The 18,807-nt window shown below is 68.2% G+C and carries 14 protein-coding genes and 7 pseudogenes; 12 read left to right on the forward strand and 9 right to left on the reverse strand.

Going from position 1 to position 18,807, the window contains the following annotated elements:
- Window positions 1-8: 8 nt before the first annotated feature.
- Complete coding sequence (locus tag AB0A61_RS19810; RefSeq protein ID WP_361293412.1) at window positions 9-365, reverse strand: metalloregulator ArsR/SmtB family transcription factor; 357 nt, start codon at window positions 363-365, stop codon at window positions 9-11.
- 66 nt (window positions 366-431) lie between these two features.
- On the opposite strand from AB0A61_RS19810, the gene AB0A61_RS19815 reads away from it, so the two are divergent.
- Window positions 432-1,559, forward strand: coding sequence for a cation diffusion facilitator family transporter (locus AB0A61_RS19815; protein WP_361293415.1), 1,128 nt, complete (start codon window positions 432-434; stop codon window positions 1,557-1,559).
- Window positions 1,560-1,587: 28 nt separating this feature from the next.
- On the opposite strand, the gene AB0A61_RS19820 is transcribed toward AB0A61_RS19815, so the two are convergent.
- Together AB0A61_RS19820 and AB0A61_RS19825 are read right to left on the reverse strand one after the other, a co-directional pair.
- The gene (locus tag AB0A61_RS19820) at window positions 1,588-2,328 is read right to left on the reverse strand and encodes a Tn3 family transposase (RefSeq protein WP_361293418.1); all 741 of its coding nucleotides are present in this window, start codon (window positions 2,326-2,328) and stop codon (window positions 1,588-1,590) included.
- A gap of 124 nt (window positions 2,329-2,452) precedes the next feature.
- Window positions 2,453-3,712: an ATP-grasp domain-containing protein gene (locus tag AB0A61_RS19825; RefSeq protein WP_361293421.1), complete on the reverse strand. Its 1,260-nt coding sequence runs from the start codon at window positions 3,710-3,712 to the stop codon at window positions 2,453-2,455.
- 87 nt (window positions 3,713-3,799) lie between these two features.
- Between AB0A61_RS19825 and AB0A61_RS19830 the strand changes: the two genes are divergently transcribed.
- The 3 genes from AB0A61_RS19830 (at window position 3,800) to gap (ending at window position 7,519) form a co-directional block, all read left to right on the forward strand.
- Window positions 3,800-4,861 (forward strand): alkaline phosphatase family protein, encoded by a 1,062-nt coding sequence (locus tag AB0A61_RS19830; RefSeq protein WP_361293424.1) that lies wholly within the window; start codon window positions 3,800-3,802, stop codon window positions 4,859-4,861.
- Window positions 4,862-5,456: 595 nt separating this feature from the next.
- Window positions 5,457-6,413 (forward strand): helix-turn-helix domain-containing protein, encoded by a 957-nt coding sequence (locus AB0A61_RS19835; RefSeq protein ID WP_361293427.1) that lies wholly within the window; start codon window positions 5,457-5,459, stop codon window positions 6,411-6,413.
- A 107-nt stretch (window positions 6,414-6,520) separates the two neighbouring features.
- Window positions 6,521-7,519 carry a type I glyceraldehyde-3-phosphate dehydrogenase gene (gene gap, locus AB0A61_RS19840; protein WP_361293430.1) on the forward strand — a complete coding sequence of 333 codons (999 nt, stop codon included), beginning with the start codon at window positions 6,521-6,523 and terminating at the stop codon, window positions 7,517-7,519.
- A gap of 150 nt (window positions 7,520-7,669) precedes the next feature.
- On the opposite strand, the pseudogene AB0A61_RS19845 reads toward gap, so the two are convergent.
- The 4 genes and pseudogenes from AB0A61_RS19845 to AB0A61_RS19860 all read right to left on the reverse strand — a co-directional run.
- Window positions 7,670-8,037 (reverse strand): annotated as a pseudogene (locus AB0A61_RS19845) (transposase); the annotation flags it as partial.
- 505 nt (window positions 8,038-8,542) lie between these two features.
- The gene (locus tag AB0A61_RS19850) at window positions 8,543-9,250 is read right to left on the reverse strand and encodes a 2-phosphosulfolactate phosphatase (RefSeq protein WP_361293806.1); all 708 of its coding nucleotides are present in this window, start codon (window positions 9,248-9,250) and stop codon (window positions 8,543-8,545) included.
- Window positions 9,251-9,319: 69 nt separating this feature from the next.
- Entirely contained in the window at window positions 9,320-9,544 is a 225-nt protein-coding gene (locus AB0A61_RS19855) for an HD domain-containing protein (RefSeq protein ID WP_361293433.1), read from the reverse strand.
- Between the two features lie 288 nt (window positions 9,545-9,832).
- Window positions 9,833-10,177 carry a PadR family transcriptional regulator gene (locus AB0A61_RS19860; RefSeq protein WP_361293436.1) on the reverse strand — a complete coding sequence of 115 codons (345 nt, stop codon included), beginning with the start codon at window positions 10,175-10,177 and terminating at the stop codon, window positions 9,833-9,835.
- Between the two features lie 165 nt (window positions 10,178-10,342).
- On the opposite strand from AB0A61_RS19860, the pseudogene AB0A61_RS19865 reads away from it, so the two are divergent.
- Together AB0A61_RS19865 and AB0A61_RS19870 are read left to right on the forward strand one after the other, a co-directional pair.
- Window positions 10,343-10,657 (forward strand): annotated as a pseudogene (locus AB0A61_RS19865) (transposase); the annotation flags it as partial.
- Window positions 10,655-10,774, forward strand: a pseudogene (locus tag AB0A61_RS19870) (transposase); the annotation flags it as partial. The pseudogenes AB0A61_RS19865 and AB0A61_RS19870, both read left to right, overlap by 3 nt.
- A 150-nt stretch (window positions 10,775-10,924) precedes the next feature.
- Here the strand turns inward: AB0A61_RS19870 and AB0A61_RS19875 are convergent.
- On the reverse strand, window positions 10,925-12,511 hold the full coding sequence (locus AB0A61_RS19875; RefSeq protein WP_361293439.1) for a VCBS repeat-containing protein: 1,587 nt from the start codon (window positions 12,509-12,511) through the stop codon (window positions 10,925-10,927).
- A 652-nt stretch (window positions 12,512-13,163) separates the two neighbouring features.
- Between AB0A61_RS19875 and AB0A61_RS19880 the strand changes: the two are divergent.
- The 6 genes and pseudogenes from AB0A61_RS19880 to AB0A61_RS19905 all read left to right on the forward strand — a co-directional run.
- Window positions 13,164-13,416, forward strand: a pseudogene (locus AB0A61_RS19880) (GNAT family N-acetyltransferase); the annotation flags it as partial.
- A 912-nt stretch (window positions 13,417-14,328) separates the two neighbouring features.
- Window positions 14,329-14,780 (forward strand): annotated as a pseudogene (locus AB0A61_RS19885) (transposase); the annotation flags it as partial.
- A gap of 212 nt (window positions 14,781-14,992) precedes the next feature.
- Window positions 14,993-15,541, forward strand: a complete 549-nt coding sequence (locus AB0A61_RS19890; RefSeq protein WP_361293442.1) for a DUF1062 domain-containing protein — start codon at window positions 14,993-14,995, stop codon at window positions 15,539-15,541.
- A 367-nt stretch (window positions 15,542-15,908) separates the two neighbouring features.
- On the forward strand, window positions 15,909-16,784 hold the full coding sequence (locus tag AB0A61_RS19895; RefSeq protein ID WP_361293445.1) for a PhzF family phenazine biosynthesis isomerase: 876 nt from the start codon (window positions 15,909-15,911) through the stop codon (window positions 16,782-16,784).
- Between the two features lie 361 nt (window positions 16,785-17,145).
- Window positions 17,146-17,493 (forward strand): annotated as a pseudogene (locus AB0A61_RS19900) (alpha/beta hydrolase); the annotation flags it as partial.
- A 61-nt stretch (window positions 17,494-17,554) separates the two neighbouring features.
- Window positions 17,555-18,091, forward strand: coding sequence for a hypothetical protein (locus tag AB0A61_RS19905; protein WP_361293448.1), 537 nt, complete (start codon window positions 17,555-17,557; stop codon window positions 18,089-18,091).
- 64 nt (window positions 18,092-18,155) lie between these two features.
- Here AB0A61_RS19905 and AB0A61_RS19910 read toward each other — a convergent pair.
- Window positions 18,156-18,523: pseudogene (locus tag AB0A61_RS19910) on the reverse strand (IS21 family transposase); the annotation flags it as partial.
- Window positions 18,524-18,807: the final 284 nt, after the last annotated feature.

Raw genomic sequence — 18,807 nt, forward strand, 5'->3', positions numbered from 1 at the left:
GTGGGGCGTCAGTCGTGGGGCGGCAGGTGGCCGATCTGGTGGTCGGCGACGTTCAGCGCCTCGTCGACCAGACGGCGCAGGTGTCCGTGGCGCAGGCCATAGACGACCCGGCGCCCCTCCTTGCGGGTGGTGACGAGCCCGGCCAGGCGCAGCCGGGCCAGATGCTGGCTGACCGAGGTCCGCGTCGCCTCGGTCGCTGCGGTCAGGGTCGTGACATCGGCCTCGCTCTCGCCGAGCCTGCGCAGCAGGGCCAGACGAGTGCGGTCGGCGAGCAGGCCGAGAACCTCCACGGCCGCGGCGATGCGTTCACCTTCTTCTGGCTGTTGCGAGCCGTGCGCACCTGATAGATGCATGCGTGCGTTCATGTACACATAATGGAGGGGTAGCAGCGCCGTCGTCCAGCCCGCCCCGTCCGGGAAAGGTGCACCACCGTGAGCAAGCAGACCCACACCCACGAGCCGCACGGCCGCAGCCATCACGAGCACCCGCACCCGCACGCCGACGGTCACCAGGATCAGGGGAACCAGCACGGTGATCACGGCCATGACCATGACCACGCTCACGGGGACGGTCGGTGGGCGAGGCTGCGGCACCAGCTCGCGCACCTCGTCACTCCGCACAGTCACGAGGCGATGGACAAGGTCGACTCCGCGATGGAGACCTCCCACGAGGGGATGCGCACCCTCTGGCTCTCCCTGGGCATCCTGGGGGCGACCACCGTCGTTCAGGCCGTGATCGTGGCGATATCCGGATCGGTGGCCCTGCTGGGCGACGCCATCCACAACGCCGCCGACGCGCTGACTGCCGTCCCTCTCGGTATCGCGTTCGTCCTCGGCCGTCGGGCCGCGAACCGCCGCTACACCTACGGGTACGGCCGGGCCGAGGATCTGGCTGGCATCGCGATCGTGCTCACGATCACCGCTTCCTCCGCGCTGGCCGCCTACGAGGCGGTCGACCGGCTCCTTAACCCTCGCGGCGTCACGCACCTGTGGGCGGTGGCCATCGCCGCGCTGGTCGGCTTCATCGGCAACGAGTGGGTCGCCCGCTACCGCATCCAGACCGGCCGCAAGATCGGCTCCGCCGCGCTGGTCGCCGACGGCCTGCACGCCCGTACCGACGGCTTCACCTCCCTGGCCGTCCTCCTCGGCGCTGGCGGTGTCGCGCTCGGCTGGCGTTGGGCCGACCCGGTCGTCGGCCTGCTGATCACGGCCGCGATCCTCATGGGGCTCAAGGACGCCGCCCGCGAGGTCTACCGGCGCCTGATGGACTCCGTCGACCCGAAGCTGGTCGACGCCGCCGAGACCACGCTGCGCGACGTCGACGGTGTCCGGGACGTTGGTCAGGTCCGCATGCGCTGGATCGGGCACGCGCTGCGCGCCGAGGCCGACATCGTGGTCGATCCCCACCTGACTGTCGTCGCTGCCCACGAGGTGGCGGTCGCCGCCGAGCACGCCCTCATCCACGCCGTGCCCCGGCTGACCGCCGCCACCGTTCACACCGACCACCTGCCGCACGGCGCCGACCCGCACGCCGCCCTCGCGCACCACAGCGCGGCCTGAGCAGGCGGGCGGTCGAGCGGGGCCTGGTTCAGGCGGCCGTGCCGAAACCCGCCGCGGCCAGGTCCTGCTCGCGCAGCAGAGTGAAGTCGACGTCCAGCTTCGGGTCGTACGGTCCGGGCTGGATGCCGAGTTCGTGCGTGGAGTACTCGCCGAACCGGTTGATGTGCTCGGTCAGGTACGGCGAGATGCGGGCCAGCTCCTCCGGATCGATCTCCCAGACCTCCTCCAGCAGCTGGCGGACGATCTCCGCGATGTCCAGGGCGTTATGGAAGATCACCGCGTTCGTGAGCAGCGCATTGAACTTCATCGCCGTCTCCTGCTCGACGGGATCGTTGTCGGCGATGACGCCGCGGTTGCCGAAACCGAACCACGGGGAGAACCGGTTGAACGACTCGACCTTGTTCGTCGCCGCAGTGACCCGCCGGCGCAGCGGGGCGTCCGAGAGGTAACGCAGCAGCTGGACGGTGCGGATCACGCGGCCGGCCTCGCGGAACTCGGTGTAGGTGGCGTTCTTCCGCGATCCCGACCGCAGCCGCTTCAGCAGCGTCGACGAGGAGATCGCCCCCTCCCGGACGGAGATGGCCACCCGCATCAGGTGCCGGAATACGGACTCGACATCGTTACGTTCTGGCCGCGGCTCTATCCGCTGCTGCCCGAGCGCCTCACGGCATTGGTCGACGACGCTCGCAATCAGCTCGACATTGCTGCCCGCTTCTGTGCCGTCTTCGCCCTCGGCGCTGTCTCCACTGGAATTCTGCTGATCAGGCACGGTAGTTGGTGGCTGCTTCTCCCTCTTGCTCTCGTGGCCCTCAGCGCCTTCGCTTACCGTTCCACGCTGAACGCGGCCCTTTTGTACGGGCAGGCGCTGCAGGCGTTCAGGGTCAACTTAAGCTTTATCGGATCTCGTAGGAGATGCACGATGCCGCCTCCGAGGCGGTCGCGTAAGATTCCTCGCGGTTGTCTCCCACGGCGTTTACGTAACCGATGTACTGGCTGTTGGACTCCACCTTGCTGCTGACCTCGTCCCCTAGGGCGACATAGAGCCCAGCGGCACGGCAGCCCTTTATGGCTACCGCTTCGTCGAGCCCCCGCACCCCCCTTAGTCGGCCGGAGCTCGGAGCCGTCAGATACAGCTCCGTGACCGCTCCCTCACAGGCGAACTGGGGAACCGGGCTGCCCGTGAGCTTCGCCATGAGCAACTCGGCCGGCGGGACCCCGGTGAGCTCTTTGATGGCTTGCTGGACACCGGCGCCGACGAAGCGCGGATTGAGTTCTACCAGGCGGGGCCCGTCCGACGTGAGGATGAACTCCAGGTGGAAGGCGCCGAAGTCGTATTCCAAGGCGGCCAGCGTCTCAGCCACATACAAGTCCGCGCCGTCGAAGGGAAGGTCGGCCGCGAAGCGGACCGCGAGCTCCACGAATCGCGGCGGAACGGAAAGCACTCGGTCCGAGTAACCGATGATGCGCACCTCGCGGGAGTCGATGAAACCCTCCGCGCTCAGCAGCGGCCCGACGAGCACCTCCTCGAACAGGAGCTTGTGCTGCGGGCGCACCCGCCTGCCGTACACGCGCTGCAGGTGCCGGGCCGCCACGTCGCGCACGGCATGGACGTCCTGCGCCAGCACGACATCCCAACTGGACGCCCCGTCAACGGGCTTGACGATGCAGGGATAACCGATGGGTGAGTCCAGGTCGTCGTCATGCGCCGACTTCACGCCCCACCGGATGTCGGGGACTCTGGCGGATGCCAGAGCCGCGCGGGCCACAGCTTTGTCCCGTGCGATGCCGGCGCCCAGCGGCTGAGGTCCGGCGACGCCGAGCTTGGCGGCGACCGCGGCCGCGATCCTGACGAAGCTGTCCACGGAGCTGAACACGGCAACGATCTCGCCGTGCAGGACGTTCAGGATGCGCGTGACGCCGACGGCATCCGTGGTGTTCGTGAGCAGCCATGCGTCCACCACGTCGTCGAACTGACTGCCGTAGGAAGCGCGATCAGAGATGGCTACCGCAGTACGGAAGCCCAATCGCTTGGCGGCTTCCAACTGAGCGCGGCAAGGGGCCACCACCACTGCACCGGCGCAGAGCTGCCCACGGCCGCCACCGGGCAGCGTGTGCAACTCCACAAAGACTACCCAGCCGCAGCGCGTGGGCATGGTTTCCTCCATTTTCTGGGGCCGGCCAGGAGTCATAGTGCGGCTGCGAGAAAGGAACGACTCGTCACTGGACTTCCCGTCTATCTCGTGGCCTTGGAAGCGAGCGGCCATTCGTACAACGAGATCGTCGGCAACAACCAGGCGCCGTACATCAACTCGCTGATCAGCCAGTACGGCATCGCGTCGAACTACTTCGCGGTCGGCCACCCGAGCCTTCCGAACTACCTGGAACTGACCGGTGGTTCGAACTTCGGCATCACCACCGACTGCAACCCGTCGCAATGCACGGTGAACCAGCCGAACATCGCGGCGGATCGGATCACCCCGGCCGGCAAGACCTGGAAAGCGTACGAGGAATCGATGCCGGCACCCTGCGCGCTGTCCGACTCGGGCGAGTATGCGGTGCGACACAACCCATTCGTCTACTACTCAGACATTCAGACCACGTCACGGTGCAACAACGACGTGCCGTACACCCAGCTCGCCACCGACCTCGGCTCGACGACCACCACACCGAACTACGCGTTCATCACCCCGAACCTGATCGACGACATGCACGACGGCACGATCGCCCAAGGCGACACCTGGTTGTCGCAGAACGTGCCGACCATCCTCAACTCCCCCGCCTTCACCAGCCAGAACTCGGTGCTCAACATCGTGTGGGACGAGGACGACGGCACCCAGAACAATCAGGTGGCGTCGATCGTGATCAATAAGTCGACCACGGCCGGCTACCACTCGACCAACCCGTACAACCACTTCTCCTGGCTGGCCACGATCGAGTCTGCATGGGGTCTCGCTCCGCTGAACAGCAACGACGGCGGCGCCACCGCGATGTCGGACTTCTTCGTGCCGCAGGTCGGCCAGACCCTGCCCGGTGCCCCGACCAACGTGTCCGCCACCGCCGGTCAACGGAAGGCGACCGTCACCTGGACACCGCCGGCCAACAACGGAGGCTGCTCGATCACGCAGTACCACGTGGTCGGTTCCCCCGGAGGTAGCGCGACGGTCAGCGGCACCTCGACCAGCGCCACCGTCACCGGCCTCACCCCCGGAACCAGTTACACCTTCACCGTATCGGCCACCAACTGCGTGGGCACCGGCCCCGTCTCGTCCCCGTCCAACCCGGTCGTCCCGACCAAGCACTGACTCCGCCGGGCGCCTCCGAGTGCGAACTGGCTCAGCGGCGCCCGGTCTTGGGGACATGCCGACGGCCGGTCTGTGGACGGCGTCGCTGTTGCCGGAGGACTTCTTCACCCTGCCCTCCGGCGAACGCAAGGGCCTGGCGCATCAACGACCCACCTCGTGCTGTTGGGGCGCCTGGAGGCGCTCACCGGCGGAGTGCTGGTACAGGTGTCCAGCAGGTGCCCGTCGAGAGCGTGCCCGGACTGCGGGGTATGGTTACGACGCGACGCGTGCACGGCCGCTACATTCGGCAGCCCGACCGACCGGCCCGTCGCCGACAAGCCAGAACGGGTCCGGCTGACCGTGCGCCGATTCTTCTGCGATGCCTCCACCCGTCCCCGACGGACGGTCGTTGAGCAGATCGATGGTGTGACCGAGCCTTACCAGCGAGCCCGCTCCGGCCTTCGGAGCCGGCTCCACGCCATCGCAGCACAGCTGGGCGGCCGGCCCGGGGCACGACTGTGCCGGAAATCCTCCCGTCCCCGCTGGGCGGATGAGACTGCTACGGCAGGTCCGCGCAGTGGGCGTCTCGAAGTCACGCCCCACGTAACCTCTTCCTGTGCCAGCCTCCCGCCTGCATCGCGTCGCCGTCCTTGTGCTCGAGGGTGCGAAGCCTCTCGACGTCGGCATTCCTGCGCAGGTTTTCACGACCCGCGCGAGCATGCCGTACGAGGTGCGGGTGTGCGGGGCGACACCCGGTCTCGTGACCGGCGGCGATGGCCTCGCGTACTACGTCGCCCACGGGCTCGACGCGCTTGCGTGGGCCGACATCGTCTTTGTCCCCGGCTACCGGTTCCCGGACCGCGACGACCCGCCGCAGGTCGTCGTCGACGCACTGATCGCCGCCCACGACCGGGGCGCACGGCTCGCCGCCATCTCGACGGGTGCCTTCGCGCTCGCCGCCACGGGCCTGCTCGACGGCAGGCGCGCCACGACGCACTGGCACTACACGCGGGCGCTCGTGGCCAGGCATCCGCTCATCCAGGTCGACGAGAACGTACTGTTCGTCGACGAGGGCAGCGTGCTCACCTCGGCCGGCGCCGCCTCCGGCATCGACCTGTGCCTGCACATCCTGCGCGGCGACCTCGGAGTGGCCGCGTCCAACCACGCGGCCCGGCGTCTGGTTGCGGCCCCCTACCGCAGCGGCGGCCAGGCCCAGTACGTGCCGCGCAGCGTCCCCGAGCCGCTCGGCGAGCGGTTCGCCGCCACCCGAGAGTGGGCGCTGCACCGGCTCGGCGAGCCCCTCACCCTCGACATACTGGCGCGGCAGGCGGGGGTCTCGCCGCGCACGTTCTCCCGGCGCTTCGTCGAGGAGACCGGCTACACGCCGATGCAGTGGGTGATGCGCGCCCGCATCGACCTGGCCCGCGAACTGCTCGAGCGCTCGCAGCGCAGCGTCGAACAGATTGCCGCCGACGTCGGGCTCGGCACCGGCGCGAACCTGCGCCTGCACTTTCAGCGCATCCTCGGCACCACACCGAGCGAGTACCGGCGCACCTTCACCCGGGGCGAGTGACCCGCCCGGCGCCGCGTGGCGGGATCCTTTTGAACCATGGCGATCCCGCCACTGTCAGCGGCGCGAGCCGCGGGCGAGCCTGGTGGCGAAGGGAAGGGACATCACTCATGACTCGCATCGCCATCAACGGATTCGGCCGCATCGGACGCAATGTGCTGCGCGCACTGCTGGAGCGCGACAGCGCCCTCGAGATCGTCGCTGTCAACGACCTGACGGAGCCCGCCGCTCTCGCCCGGCTGCTCGCCTACGACAGCACGGCCGGTCGGCTCGGGCGCCCGGTGACCGTCGACGGGGACGTCCTCGTCGTCGACGGCCGTCGGATCACGGTACTGGCCGAGCGCGAACCGGCGCAGCTGCCGTGGGCCGAACTCGGCGTCGACATCGTCCTGGAAGCCACCGGCCGCTTCACCTCGGCCAAGGCCGCCCGCGCCCACCTCGACGCGGGCGCGAGGAAGGTACTCGTCAGCGCGCCGTCGGACGGCGCCGACGTCACGCTCGCGTTCGGGGTCAACACCGATGCCTACGACCCGGCCGTGCACACGATCGTCTCGAACGCCTCCTGCACCACCAACGCGCTCGCTCCGCTGGCCGCGGTCCTCGACGAACTCGCCGGTATCGAGCACGGGTTCATGACGACGGTGCACGCCTACACGCAGGAGCAGAACCTGCAGGACGGTCCGCACCGCGACGCCCGTCGCGCCCGGGCCGCCGGCGTCAACATCGTGCCGACCACGACCGGCGCCGCCAAGGCGATCGGCCTGGTGCTGCCGAACCTCGACGGCAAGCTGTCGGGCGACTCGATCCGCGTACCGGTGCCGGTGGGCTCGATCGTCGAACTCAACACGACCGTAGCCCGCGACGTGACACGCGACGACGTGCTGGCGGCGTACCGCGCCGCAGCGGAGGGGCCGCTCGCCGGCATCCTCGAGTATTCGGACGACCCGCTCGTCTCGTCCGACATCACGGGCAATCCCGCCTCGTCGATCTTTGACTCGGCCCTCACCCGCGTCGACGGCCGCCACGTCAAGGTGGTCGCGTGGTACGACAACGAGTGGGGCTTCTCGAACCGCGTGATCGACACGCTCGAGTTCCTCGCCACCCGCTGACCGGACGCCGGGGGTGGTAACCCGCCTCCGGCGACCGCGTCTGCCAGCACTTCCTTTGGGCGCTCTAGTTGACCAGTGGGGCCAACCAGAGCGCTCAGTCACAGAAGCGGGTCCGCCCGGCGTCCGGACGGGTGCGGGAGCGCCGCGGCCGGTGTCGTAGCCGCGGTCGGCGAACAGGTGCTTGGGCTTGCGACGCGGACGTCCTCGCAGCCCTCGTATCCGGGGTATCGCGTCCAGCAGAGGAATGAGCTGGGTGACGTCATGACGGCTTGCGCCGGTTACGGAGGCGGCCAGTGGGGTGCCGTGCCGGTGCACCATCACGTGGTGCTTGGACCCAGGGCGGCCGCGGTCGACGGGCGAGGGCCGGGTCGGGTCGGGTCGGGTCGGGTATCCAAAGCCGGCCAGGGTGGCGGGTCCTGGGAACAGGGGGGTGGCAGCAACGGAGCTGTGCGCTCTCACAGATCATCAGGCACGGGGTCCGCGGACACAAGGCAGACCGTGCCCGTGAAGATCGTCAGTTGCCCCCCGCCACACCGGTCTCATTCTGAAACGATCAGTTAGTCATGCGTAAGGCGTCGTGTGGATCGGAGAGCAGGGGTCCTGCTCCACATGTCTGCGGTGATGGCCCCACCTACGCGTCGGGTACGGCATGCCGGCATCCCCCAAGTGCCCTGCACCCGCGGGGATGGCCCCGGGCCGGTGAGACGGACCTGCCGGTGAGCGCCTTCGTCGGCGGTATCTCCTTGGCCAGCGTGGAGAGTGTCTTCGCCAGCCACCGGTCTCATCCCGCGTAAGGGCGCCTTCGAGGAAACGGATCTGCCAGTCGATATGGTCCTGGCGCCGAATGCCGGGTCGGATGGACAGCGCGCGAACGCTGCGGTGCGCCAACAGACCCCCAGCGGCCAGACGGGTGCAGTCGACCCGGGACTGCTGGCCGGCGCCGATGCCCAGCGCGGCTCGCCAGCGCTCGAGCCCGAGCCGCAGAGGCCGCCAAAGCCGGGTGCCCTCTCCAGCTCCAGCAGGTCAACGGACGCCAACTGGGTGATAAGGCACCGCAACGGGGCGCAGCACGGTGAGAGAGTCTTCCTGGCGTGCGACCATCGCGAAGCAGAATCTGTCGGCCTCCAGGCAGAGGTCGACATCGTCTGGATGAATTCCCTGGTATCCGCGTCGCAGTCCGTCAGCAAGATCGGCTGCTGCCCGGGAAGTCCTTGCGTGGTGGAGATACGGGGCCGCCGCGGCATCGCCGCCAGCGAGACGTTGGCCGATGTATTCGGCGCAGGCCAGGTCTTCAGCGGCCCGTCCTCCGTCGCCGGTGACTACGAACGTCACCGGACCGGAACTTTCGGTCTGCAGGAACCGCGCTGTCGCGCTGGCCACCACGAAGCTCGCGCACAAGACCAGCGGCGCGCTCGCGACGGCCAGCGCACCAACAGTTCCCGCCGTCGCCTTCTGCACGACCGTGCGACCAACCAGATCGAGCGACCTGACCAGGCCGGGTGAGTTCACCGTGTCGAAGCCTGCTGCTGGAGCACCGTCCTTCAGAGCCAGCCACGCAGGCCAGCTCTCCTTCAAGGCCAGTGCCTCACCCTCCGAGGAGGCCAGGACGATCCTCTCCGCGCCACGCCCGAAGGCCCAGGCAGCCACGGTGAAGGCCCGCATCACGTCGACGACGACTGCAACGCGCGGAACGTCAGTCAGCCCCGGAATACCGACGAAGCGATGGTTCATTTCGCCATTCTCGCTGAGGCTCGCATCGCTCATGCCAAGAGGCGATCCACAGTTCACGGCTCACGTCGGTCAGGCCTCCGCGTAGGCCAACGGCGCGATGACTTCGAGGGTTTCACGGGCCACGCGGTACAGCCTGCTCGGGGCCACGAACGCGACGGTGCGCATGTTGTGCAGCCGGTCGGCAAGGCGGATGGCCAGCACGGCCTCCTCACGCGTCGGCTTGAGCGCCGGCGCCCTTGCAATACCGAAGTTGAGAGCGCTTAGTGGGATCGCGTCGGCCGTGCTGCACGACATTGACGACACCCCTGCCCGCCGGCCGCGTGACCGAGCACTTCACAGATCACGGCTGGTGGCATGCCGATGTTGGCGACGATGGCGGCGACGGCGAGGCAGTGGGTGAGGAACGGGTCGCCGCTGCGACGGGTTTGGCACGCGTGCCAGACGGCGGCCTCATCGTGGGTGTGCTGGATGAGCGAGGTGTCGGCGACCGGGTGGTGATTCGCACGACAGCCAGGATGCTGTCCAGGGGCGGGGTGGCGGAGCGGCGCTTGATCGGTCGGGGTGTTAACCGGCGCCGGGCACTCATGACACTCCCCCGTCGGCGATCGGGCGGGCGGCCCACCCTGGTAGGGGCTGTTTGCGGGCGCGGTAGGCGCGGGCGAGGGCGTCCCGTGCGTGCTCGGCACCGTCTTCGGTGATCTGGTAGAAGCGACGGCGCGGACGGCCGGCTTGCTCGTGTACGGCGGGGTCTTCCCAGGTGCTGTCCACCCAGCCGACTTGTTCCAGGCGCGCGAGGATCGGATAGATCGTGCCCGACGGCAGTCCCGCCAGCTCGCACAGCTCGAGGCCGTAGCGTCCGTTGGCGGGGTCTTCCAGCAAGGCCCGCAGCACCAGTTGGGTCTGCAGGGTCATACGCGGACTACCCACGATCGTAACCTACATAGCCTATATAAAGGCTGCCCAGACCTACCAGTGACGCTCATGCTCTGCAGGGGCGGACGATCCTGAACACGCTCGAGACAGTTGGAACTCCTGGCGAAATGATCCGAGGTGGTTGGATCACCCCCGGACCGTTGATCGGGGTGCGCGGGGGTGGCTCGGCCGAAGCCGTGGGAAGTCGATGACGAGTTGCGGGCGGTGTTCGGGCCGCTGTCGCCCAAGGTCGAGCGTCGGACCCGGCTCCAGGGACGCAAGCGGCATCCGGACCGGCTGGTGTTCCAGGGCATCCTGTTCGTCCTGCATACCGGGATCTCCTGGGAACACCTGCCGCAGGAACTCGGCTTCGGCTCGGGCATGACCTGCTGGCGCCGCCTGGCCGAATGGACCGAGGCCGGGGTGTGGCCCCGGCTGCACGAGGCCCTCCTCTCCAAACTTCGCGGCGCGGACGCACTGGACTTCTCCCGGGCCGAGCACGACTGGCTCACCATCGTGCAGTTGCCCTCCTACGCGCCCGACCTCAATCCGGTGGAAGGCATCTGGTCGTTACTACGGCGCAGCACGACCGCCAACATCGTCTTCGCCGACCGCGACCGCGCGAGTACTGGGTGTGGCTCACCACCACGCCGCCGACTCGCACCAGGTGCGTCGATCGGGCACGGCGGGTTGGCCATGCGGCGCCCGCGCCGCTCCGGCACGCGTGCCGTTCGCGTGCCGGAGCGACCGAGGCAATGGTGTTCAGGAGATGTCGTGGTAGCCGTTCCAGCCGCCGGTGCCGATCTCGGTGCGGGTGCCGAAGTGGCTGTTACCCAGGCCGGGATAGAGCCACAGACGGCCGGCGGAGTCGACAGCGACCAGATCGCCCTTGCCGTCGCCGGTGAGGTCGCCCGGCGCGGCGAGCTTGGTGTAGCCCTGCCAGCCGGAGCCGATGTACGTGCGGCTGCCGAACGTCCCGTTCCCCAGGCCCGGGTACAGGTACATGGACCCGCCGGGCGTCGTGGCGACGATATCCGGGATGCCGTCGCCGGTGAGGTCTGAGGCGCCGACGATCCGGCTGTAGATGTTCCACCCGCTGCCGAGGAAAACGGGTTTGCCGGTGACCGCGCCACCCTTGACCCCCGCGATGAACCACAGGTCGCCGCCGGTGTCACGGGCGATCAGGTCCGCGTGGCCGTCGCCGCTGAGGTCGCCGGGGCCGGCCACTGCCGTGTAGTGCTCTACGGGGAAGCTGGACGTGCCGGTCGCTCCGAGGTTGAACAGCACACCGCCGCTGGTAAAGACAACGAGTCCGCTCTGGCCGTTGTCGTCCGGGGCGACGGTGGAGGTCATCAGGGGGTAGTCCGCGGGCGTGTATCCGTACCCGGTCGTCTGGCGGCCGCGGAGGGTGCCGTTCTCCAACCCTGTGTAGGCGTACACATTGCCCTTGGCGTCCCGGCCGATGACCTGCCCCTTGCCGAAGTCCGGCTGGTGGCCTTCGTTGGCGATCGCGTTGTAACCCGCCAAGCCGGTCGCGACCTGGGTCCGGCCGCCGTAGTCTGCGGCTCCGTTGGCGTAGTAGGCGTACAGCGTTCCCGCCTCGGTGCGGCCGACGATGTCGCCGTGGCCATCGCCGTTCCCATCCAGGCCGATGAGTTGGTTGTACATGTTCCAGCCGGTGCCGATCTGCCGTCGGCCGGAGAGCGAGCCGTTCGAGGTGGCGTCGTACAGCCACAGCCGGCCGACCAGGTCGCGGGCGAGCAGCGAACCGCGGGCGGTGCCGTCGAAGTTCGCCGCGCCGATGATCTGGTCGTAGATGTTCCAGTTGGTGCCGACCTGGACCCGCGGCCGGAAAGGCTGGCCGAGACTGTTCTGGCTGGCGTAGTACCAGAGCCGACCATGCGTGTCCCGGGCCATCAGGTCGGCCCGGCCGTCACCGCTGGCGTCGCCGACAACGGTGACCTGGTTGTAGGTCTGCCACCCGCCGCCGACCGGGATGTACTTCGCGCTGGGCCGGGTGTAGCTGCTGGGGTAAAGCCGCAGCTGGCCGGAGGCCGTGATGGCGAGGAGGTCGTCGCCACTGCCGCCACTGATGTGGCCGATATCCAGCAGTTGCCGGTACTCGGCCGCGCCCATGGGAACGAGCTCGGAGGAGACCGGGCCGCTTACGGTGCCCACCGACATGCTGTACGACTGGGCGGTCACGCCGCCGGGTTCGGCCCAGGCGGTTGCCGCCGCCGCGTTTCCCGCGGCCGAGACGGTGAGAGTGACGGTGCTGAGGCCAAGGACAGTGCCCGTGGCCAGGGCGACGAGCCGTTTCACGGCCCGACGCGTGCGTATGGGGAACAAGATGCCTCCCTGGAACCGGTGCGCTGGCGATGCGCCAGACCGGTGATCCAAATGATCGAGGCGAGGATAGTGCGAACGCATAGTGGCGATCGATCCCATGTTCGGCAAAAACGATCACAAGCGAAGGGTGGGCGCGGTCAACTCGTGGACCTGGTCCGGCCGCCCAGCCGGCATCCGGCTCACGGGGGTCGACGGGCTTTCCCCGCGCCGCGCCCGACGACGTGGCGAGCCTCGATCAGTTTCCGGACCGTGGCGCCGACTTCCTCCTGAAGTCCCTTGGCCACATTGCCCTTGTCGCACAGCCCGGCCATGCGGCCACCGCGCGGCACTCCCCGCGTCCGGCACGGATGGCATGCCGGAAGTGCCCGATGCGGACGACGACGCTGTCGGCAGAGGCGGTACGGCAACCTCTTCGGGCAGCGACGCCACACTCACCAGCTCCATGCGTAGCAAATCGCACGCCCGTCGGATGCTGTAATGCGTCTGGTCGGACGCGTACACACAGGCGGGGCATCACCTGGCGTGCCGTGGCCAGACCGTGCAGTATCGCCTCGCCGGAAGAGGAAGCCCCATAGCCGTACGCCTCGGACGGCAGGGCCCCGGCGATCGTTGCCACGGTTTCGTGGCCACTCCGGGCACTGTCTCGGCACTGCTCACCCCACCACAGCCGCGCCCAGAAGGCCTGGGTCGCATCGCGGGCGGGAAGGATTATGAGCAAGTCGTCCGATGGTGCCGTGAGTTCTGCGTCGATGGTCGAGGAGCAGCCTCCATCGACTTGATCGACTCCGGCTCCCGTCTCCATGGCGGCCACGACCTCGATCGGCGGCGTGATCCGGGTGGACCCCATCTACGTCCCGGCTCGCCTCCGGGGCCGCGGCAATGCGGGCGTCGTGACGGTCGACATCGGGATCGGCGAGTCTGTGCGGCCGCTAGCTGGCGCCGTCACCCCGGCGGGCTCCCGCACACCGCCCGCGAGCACCGCGCACGTAAACGCAATCACAGGGGCCTTCCAGTCCCAGGAGGCGAACGCAATCACCGGTACGACGAACATCGAATGGACTGCGGAGACAGCAAACGCCGCCCGCGCCCAACCTCCGCCGATCGCCGGCCGACGCACGGTCGCCCAGTGGCGCCACCACAGTCCGGCAGCCACGGCCGTGATGACGGCCATCACAGCAGCGCCGAGCCGGGCCAGATCAGCATCGGTCACACTGTCAGGATCCGGTGCGGTCGATCCGGTCGTGTGCACGCTCAGCGCAACCGCAGTCCATCCGAGGGCCGCCGCACCCAGCAGGGAAGCCAAAACTGCTGCGCGTCGCCGGTCCCAACTCGTCCCAGATTGCGCCAAGTTCGATTTCACGCCTCATCCTATGGCGGCAGTGTTGCTGCTGAACGGCGTAACTTCCCTCGTGTGAGCCCACGCCGTGCTCAAGTTCGCCATACGAAACGAGAAATGATCGCAGGGTATGGGGGCGACCTTCCTCCTGATCCTGAACTCTGCGAGCTCACAAGGGAGTCCGTGATGATGAGTGCGCTGGTGCGTACCAGCGAACGGGACGTGTTTGCGGAGCTGTCACACTTTCGGACGGCCCGGCCCGGACACCGGTGAAGTTGTCGCTGCTCGCCGAGCACCAGCGCGGATACGGCTCTCTGTACGGAACCTTGAACCACGGCGGGCTCGACACCGATGCTCTGCGCGACCTACTGATATCGCTGCCTCTGCCACGGTTCGACGGACGGATCGTGCTCACCGTGCCTGCTCAGACGCCGCCTGTTCGCCTGAGCGGCTGTTCCAATAGCTGATGAGCGGAGACGGGCAGATCCATCTGGCCGGTGAAGGTGGACGCCGTCCGCTGTCATTCATGATCACGCAAGGGCAGTGCGGCGACGCACCGCAGCTCATTCCAGTCATGGAAGACATCAGCGTCGCCCGCCTGGGCGGCGGGCATCCTCGCACCCGCCCCGATCACCTCGGCGGCAACAAGGCGTACAGCTCCCGCCGTAACCGCCGCTACCTGCGCAGACGCCACATCAAGAACACCATCACCGAGCCCAAGGACCAGCGGGCCGACCGCAAGCGCCGGGGCAGCAAAAGGCGGTCGGCCCGCCGGCTTCGACAAGACGATCTACCGGCGTAGGAGCGAGGTCGAGCGGACGATCAACCGGCTCAAGAACCTCCAGGGCCGTCGCGACGAGGTACGACAAGCGGGCCCACGTCTTCCACGGCACCGTCACCGTGGCCGCGATCTGGCTCCGGCTTCGTCCATGATCCGCCGGATGGAACCTGGCGGTGAGGCGCTCGAAAACCGGTGGAACAGCGCCGCGGTACGCCATTACCGTGCTGCCGAACCAAAGTCGTCTGGGCAAGGACGTGCCGTTGTACACCCTGTGAGACCTCCCGAGCGCTGATTCGTCGCGCGTCGCGCATCTGCGCCGCGCTCCTTTCTGCTGCGGACTTCTCACTGAAACCGGTGTACTTCTGTGCTCAAAAACTGGGTGGTCGTGCCCACCTGCCTGCCGCTCGTTCTCCGCCGTTGCCACGCGTGCGCGTCCGAGCGCTTCCGGGCAAGCGGCAAATTTCGCGTCAACGCAAACCACAAGCTCATCGACGCCTGGCTCCTCGTGCTCTGTGCCGGTTGCGGGGAAACGGCAAAGCTCACGGTCCTGGAGCGGATGAATGTGCGCTCCGTACGACCTGAGCTGCTGGACCGGCTGCATGACAACGACCCTGGCCTGACAGCTGAACTGCTCCAGGATCCGGTCGTGCGACGCCGTAATCGCATCGCCCTCGACTGGGACAACGCCTGGCGCCTCGACACCGGCGGACCGGATCACCTGGACCGCGAGGCCATCGACGTCTCGGTCCGCTTTGCGGCGCAGATTCCTGTCCGGCCGGTACGACTCATCGCTGAAGGCTGCGGTCTTTCACGGGCCGAGGTCGAGAGGCTGATCACGGAAGGGAAACTCGTTTCGGCAGTCCGGCTGAGCGGCAAGCTCTCCGGCGACTTCACCTTCACGCTCAAGCGCTGAGCCCCCCCCCGGAGCCAGGGGCCTGTCCGGCAAGATCCGCCGGGCAGCGCTTCGGAGGCATACCGTGGCAGGCACCGGTTCGGCACTGACACAGCAGTCCCGAACCAGGACTCTTCAGCGGTGGATCTTCGCGCAGGGTTCGTCGTCGCGCCCGTGCCGTGGCCGTCCATCCAGCCGCCCGCCCGGGCCACGGACAGGCCCTTGCCCTTCTCGATCAAACCGACCTTGCCCTGCTGAATGGTCGCATCCGTGTGGGCCGGGGGTCATGGCAGCGATGGCAGCGGGGCCAGAATCCAGAATAATGGTGATCCTGTGTCGCATCCCGCGTCCAGGAATAGCCGCGGGCCCGCACCCTGTTGCCGCGAACATGATGACGAATGCGCCGCGGCCCGAGGTCCTGCGATACACCGCTTTCTCCAGTGCCCCCGACGGCGGAAACCCCGCCGGCGTCGTTCTGGACGCCACCGCCCTGGACGACAGCGACATGCTGGCTATCGCCGCCGACCTCGGATACTCGGAGTCCGCGTTCCTGACCGCGCCCCCGGAGGGCCTCGGCGGCCAGGAGGGGCGGGCGTACAGCATCCGCTACTTCAGCCCCAAGGCCGAGGTGCCGTTCTGCGGGCACGCCACCGTCGCCACCGCCGTCGCGCTCGCCGAGCGGCTAGGCCCCGGGGAGCTGGTGTTCGCGACGCGCGTCGGCACCGTGCCGGTGGAGGTGGCCGAGGAGGACGGGACGGTCAGGGCCACACTCACCAGTGTCGAGCCGCACATCGAGGAGATCGCCGACGCCGACCTCGCAGAGGCACTCGCAGCACTCGGCTGGCCGACCACCGATCTCGACCCGGCCTTCCCGCCGCATATCGCTTTCGCCGGCGCCCGCCATCTCGTTCTCGGGGCAGCGACACGCGCGCGCCTCGCAGATCTCTCCTACGACTTCCCGCGCCTCGAAGCCCTGATGCACCGCTTGGACCTGACCACGGTCCAGTTGGTGTGGCGGGAGTCGGCCACCGTCTTCCACGTCCGTGACCCGTTCCCAGTCGGCGGCGTCGTCGAGGACCCGGCAACCGGCGCTGCAGCCGCCGCGTTCGGTGCCTACGCCCGTGAGCTCGGCCTCGTCCCCGAGGACGCCGTCCTCACCCTGCACCAGGGTGAAGACCTAGGCCGCCCTGGCGAACTCACGGTGACGCTGCGCGCGGCCGACCCACGCATCCGTGTCAGCGGCACGGGAGCGCGGATCAGCTGAAGCGCCACCCATGACGGCAGCGCAGGCACAGGCTCCCCCGTCCCCACAAAGCGCCCCCATTCCATGATCGGTAAGCCCAGCCTCTTCTTGGCTCGCAGGGTGCTCCACCGCCCCCAGGTGATGACGGCGTAATGACCGCCATGTACCAGGGCATGTCGCTCCCTACGTGGTGCCCGAGTGGCCCGGGCTGATCCTGTACGCCGTGCGAGTGTGTACACAGCGGCTACAACCGGACCGGGCCGCCGCGCGGCAGGCCTTCGCGGTTACCGGCACGGACGTAGAGCAGGCGCTCGTTGCGGCGCGCCGCGACATGCGGCAGCCGATCGAGGTCCACGATGCCGAAACCCGGCGACTGCTGGTGTACCCAGCGATGTCCGGCCGCGCTCGCCTTCTCGTGACAGGCTGCGGCTTCCACGTCGCCGTCATCAACGCGCCCGGTCACGGCGACCGGCCGCGCACGGCGCACGACGAGGCGGAACTCGCCGAGCTGTTCCGGGCGCGGGCGGCGGGCGAGCCGGAAGGACCGATCGTCGTGCGCTACAACGACCACCTGGCGGAGCTCGCCGTGCCCGAGTGCCGGGCGACCCTGGACACCCTCCAGCAGCTTCCGGAGATCGGCACCGACGGGCTGGTCGGCTTCTGGGGCATCAACACGGGCACCGCGATCGGCGTGCCGCTTGTGGCGATCGAACCCAGGGTCACCCGATCGCACCATCACAAGTCCGTCACATCTCTAGCGCAGGATGCCCTCGGCAATCATGATCGCCTCCGTGAACAGAAACCTCACCCGCACCGCAGTCGCCGCTGCCCTCCTCGCAGCGCTGACTGCATGCAGCACCAACAAGCCGAATCCCGTCCCTCACCAGGTCTCCAACGGAAAGGCCGCCGCGTCCGCCGCCCCCGCCGCCGGCAAGCCGGTCGACGCCAGCGCTGCCTTCACACAGATTTCCGGCAAGGTGTCCTCGGCGAAGCTCTCCGGCAGCGTCACCGCCGACAATGACCCCAACCACCTGCTCGGCAGGCCCAACCAGTACACGTCGAAGATCACTTTCGCCGACTCGCGAATCGCGGCCACCGACGTAGAAGGAACCGACAAGGGAGACGTCGACCGCGGTGGCGCCATCGAGGCATTCGCCAGCCCCGCGGACGCGCAGGCACGCGCGAAGTACATCCAGGCCGTCACGAAGGCGCTGTCGGCCCTCTCCGAGTACGACTACGTGCACGGGACGATCCTCGTCCGGGTGTCGCACTACCTGACGCCGAAGCAGGCCGCGGAGTACAAGATCGCTACTGACGGGCTCAGCTGAGGCCCGCGTCCAAAGTGTCCACCCCTCATCTTGAGGTGCCCGGCCACCACCACCGGCGGGCTGGCGAGCTGGCGGTCTGGCCGAACCCAGACGGGATCTCCGCGGATGGAAACCGCAGGTCGCACTGGGCCGGCTCGCCCAGCTCATAGCCGGTCCGCGAAACCGGATCCGCAACTTGGCAGACCTGGTGCGCAGTTCACGGACCCGCCGCTTGAGTACTGAATAGGAGCGTGTCCGCCCGATCCGTTCCGCGATCACCGTCGCAGGCATCTCGGGGAATCGCTGCAGCAGGACACGGATCTGTGGTCCCACCGCGTCCACGATCGAGCCCTTCGCGGTCCGCTGGTATTTCGGCGGCGCGTTGTTCGCCAACGCTCGACGCACCGTGTTCCTCAAGATCCCCGGATGCCTTTCCATCGCCCTGATCGGCATCTGCTCAGCCCGGTGCAACCGGCGGATCTCCGCCCAGTCCTCCACGTCGACCTCCCTTCCTCCCGGCCTGACTCAACGGGCCGGGCCTCCGAAGGGGGTCAACTTTCAAGGGCCGCCACCAGTCCACTTTTCAGAGACCACGGACATGGGACGACACTGGGCTGGCTGTCAAACAGACCGTCTCGCATGTGCACGGTGAGGCAGCGCGGTGTTCATCCGACAGCAGTTACGAGCTAGTGACAATCGGGGGCCAACTTCTTAGCGCGCCAACTGCTCTTCGTGGG

Source organism: Streptomyces sp. NPDC046197, from assembly GCF_040646295.1.
In the GTDB taxonomy this organism is placed as follows: Bacteria; Actinomycetota; Actinomycetes; order Streptomycetales; family Streptomycetaceae; genus Streptomyces.

Excerpts from the sequence above, each read along its gene's own strand:
- AB0A61_RS19810 (WP_361293412.1), bottom strand. The coding sequence starts at position 365 with ATGAACGCACGCATGCATCTATCAGGTGCGCACGGCTCGCAACAGCCA.
- AB0A61_RS19850 (WP_361293806.1), bottom strand. The coding sequence starts at position 9,250 with ATGAACCATCGCTTCGTCGGTATTCCGGGGCTGACTGACGTTCCGCGC.
- AB0A61_RS19825 (WP_361293421.1), bottom strand. The coding sequence starts at position 3,712 with ATGCCCACGCGCTGCGGCTGGGTAGTCTTTGTGGAGTTGCACACGCTG.
- AB0A61_RS19895 (WP_361293445.1), top strand. The coding sequence starts at position 15,909 with ATGATGACGAATGCGCCGCGGCCCGAGGTCCTGCGATACACCGCTTTC.
- AB0A61_RS19855 (WP_361293433.1), bottom strand. The coding sequence starts at position 9,544 with ATGTCGTGCAGCACGGCCGACGCGATCCCACTAAGCGCTCTCAACTTC.
- gap (WP_361293430.1), top strand. The coding sequence starts at position 6,521 with ATGACTCGCATCGCCATCAACGGATTCGGCCGCATCGGACGCAATGTG.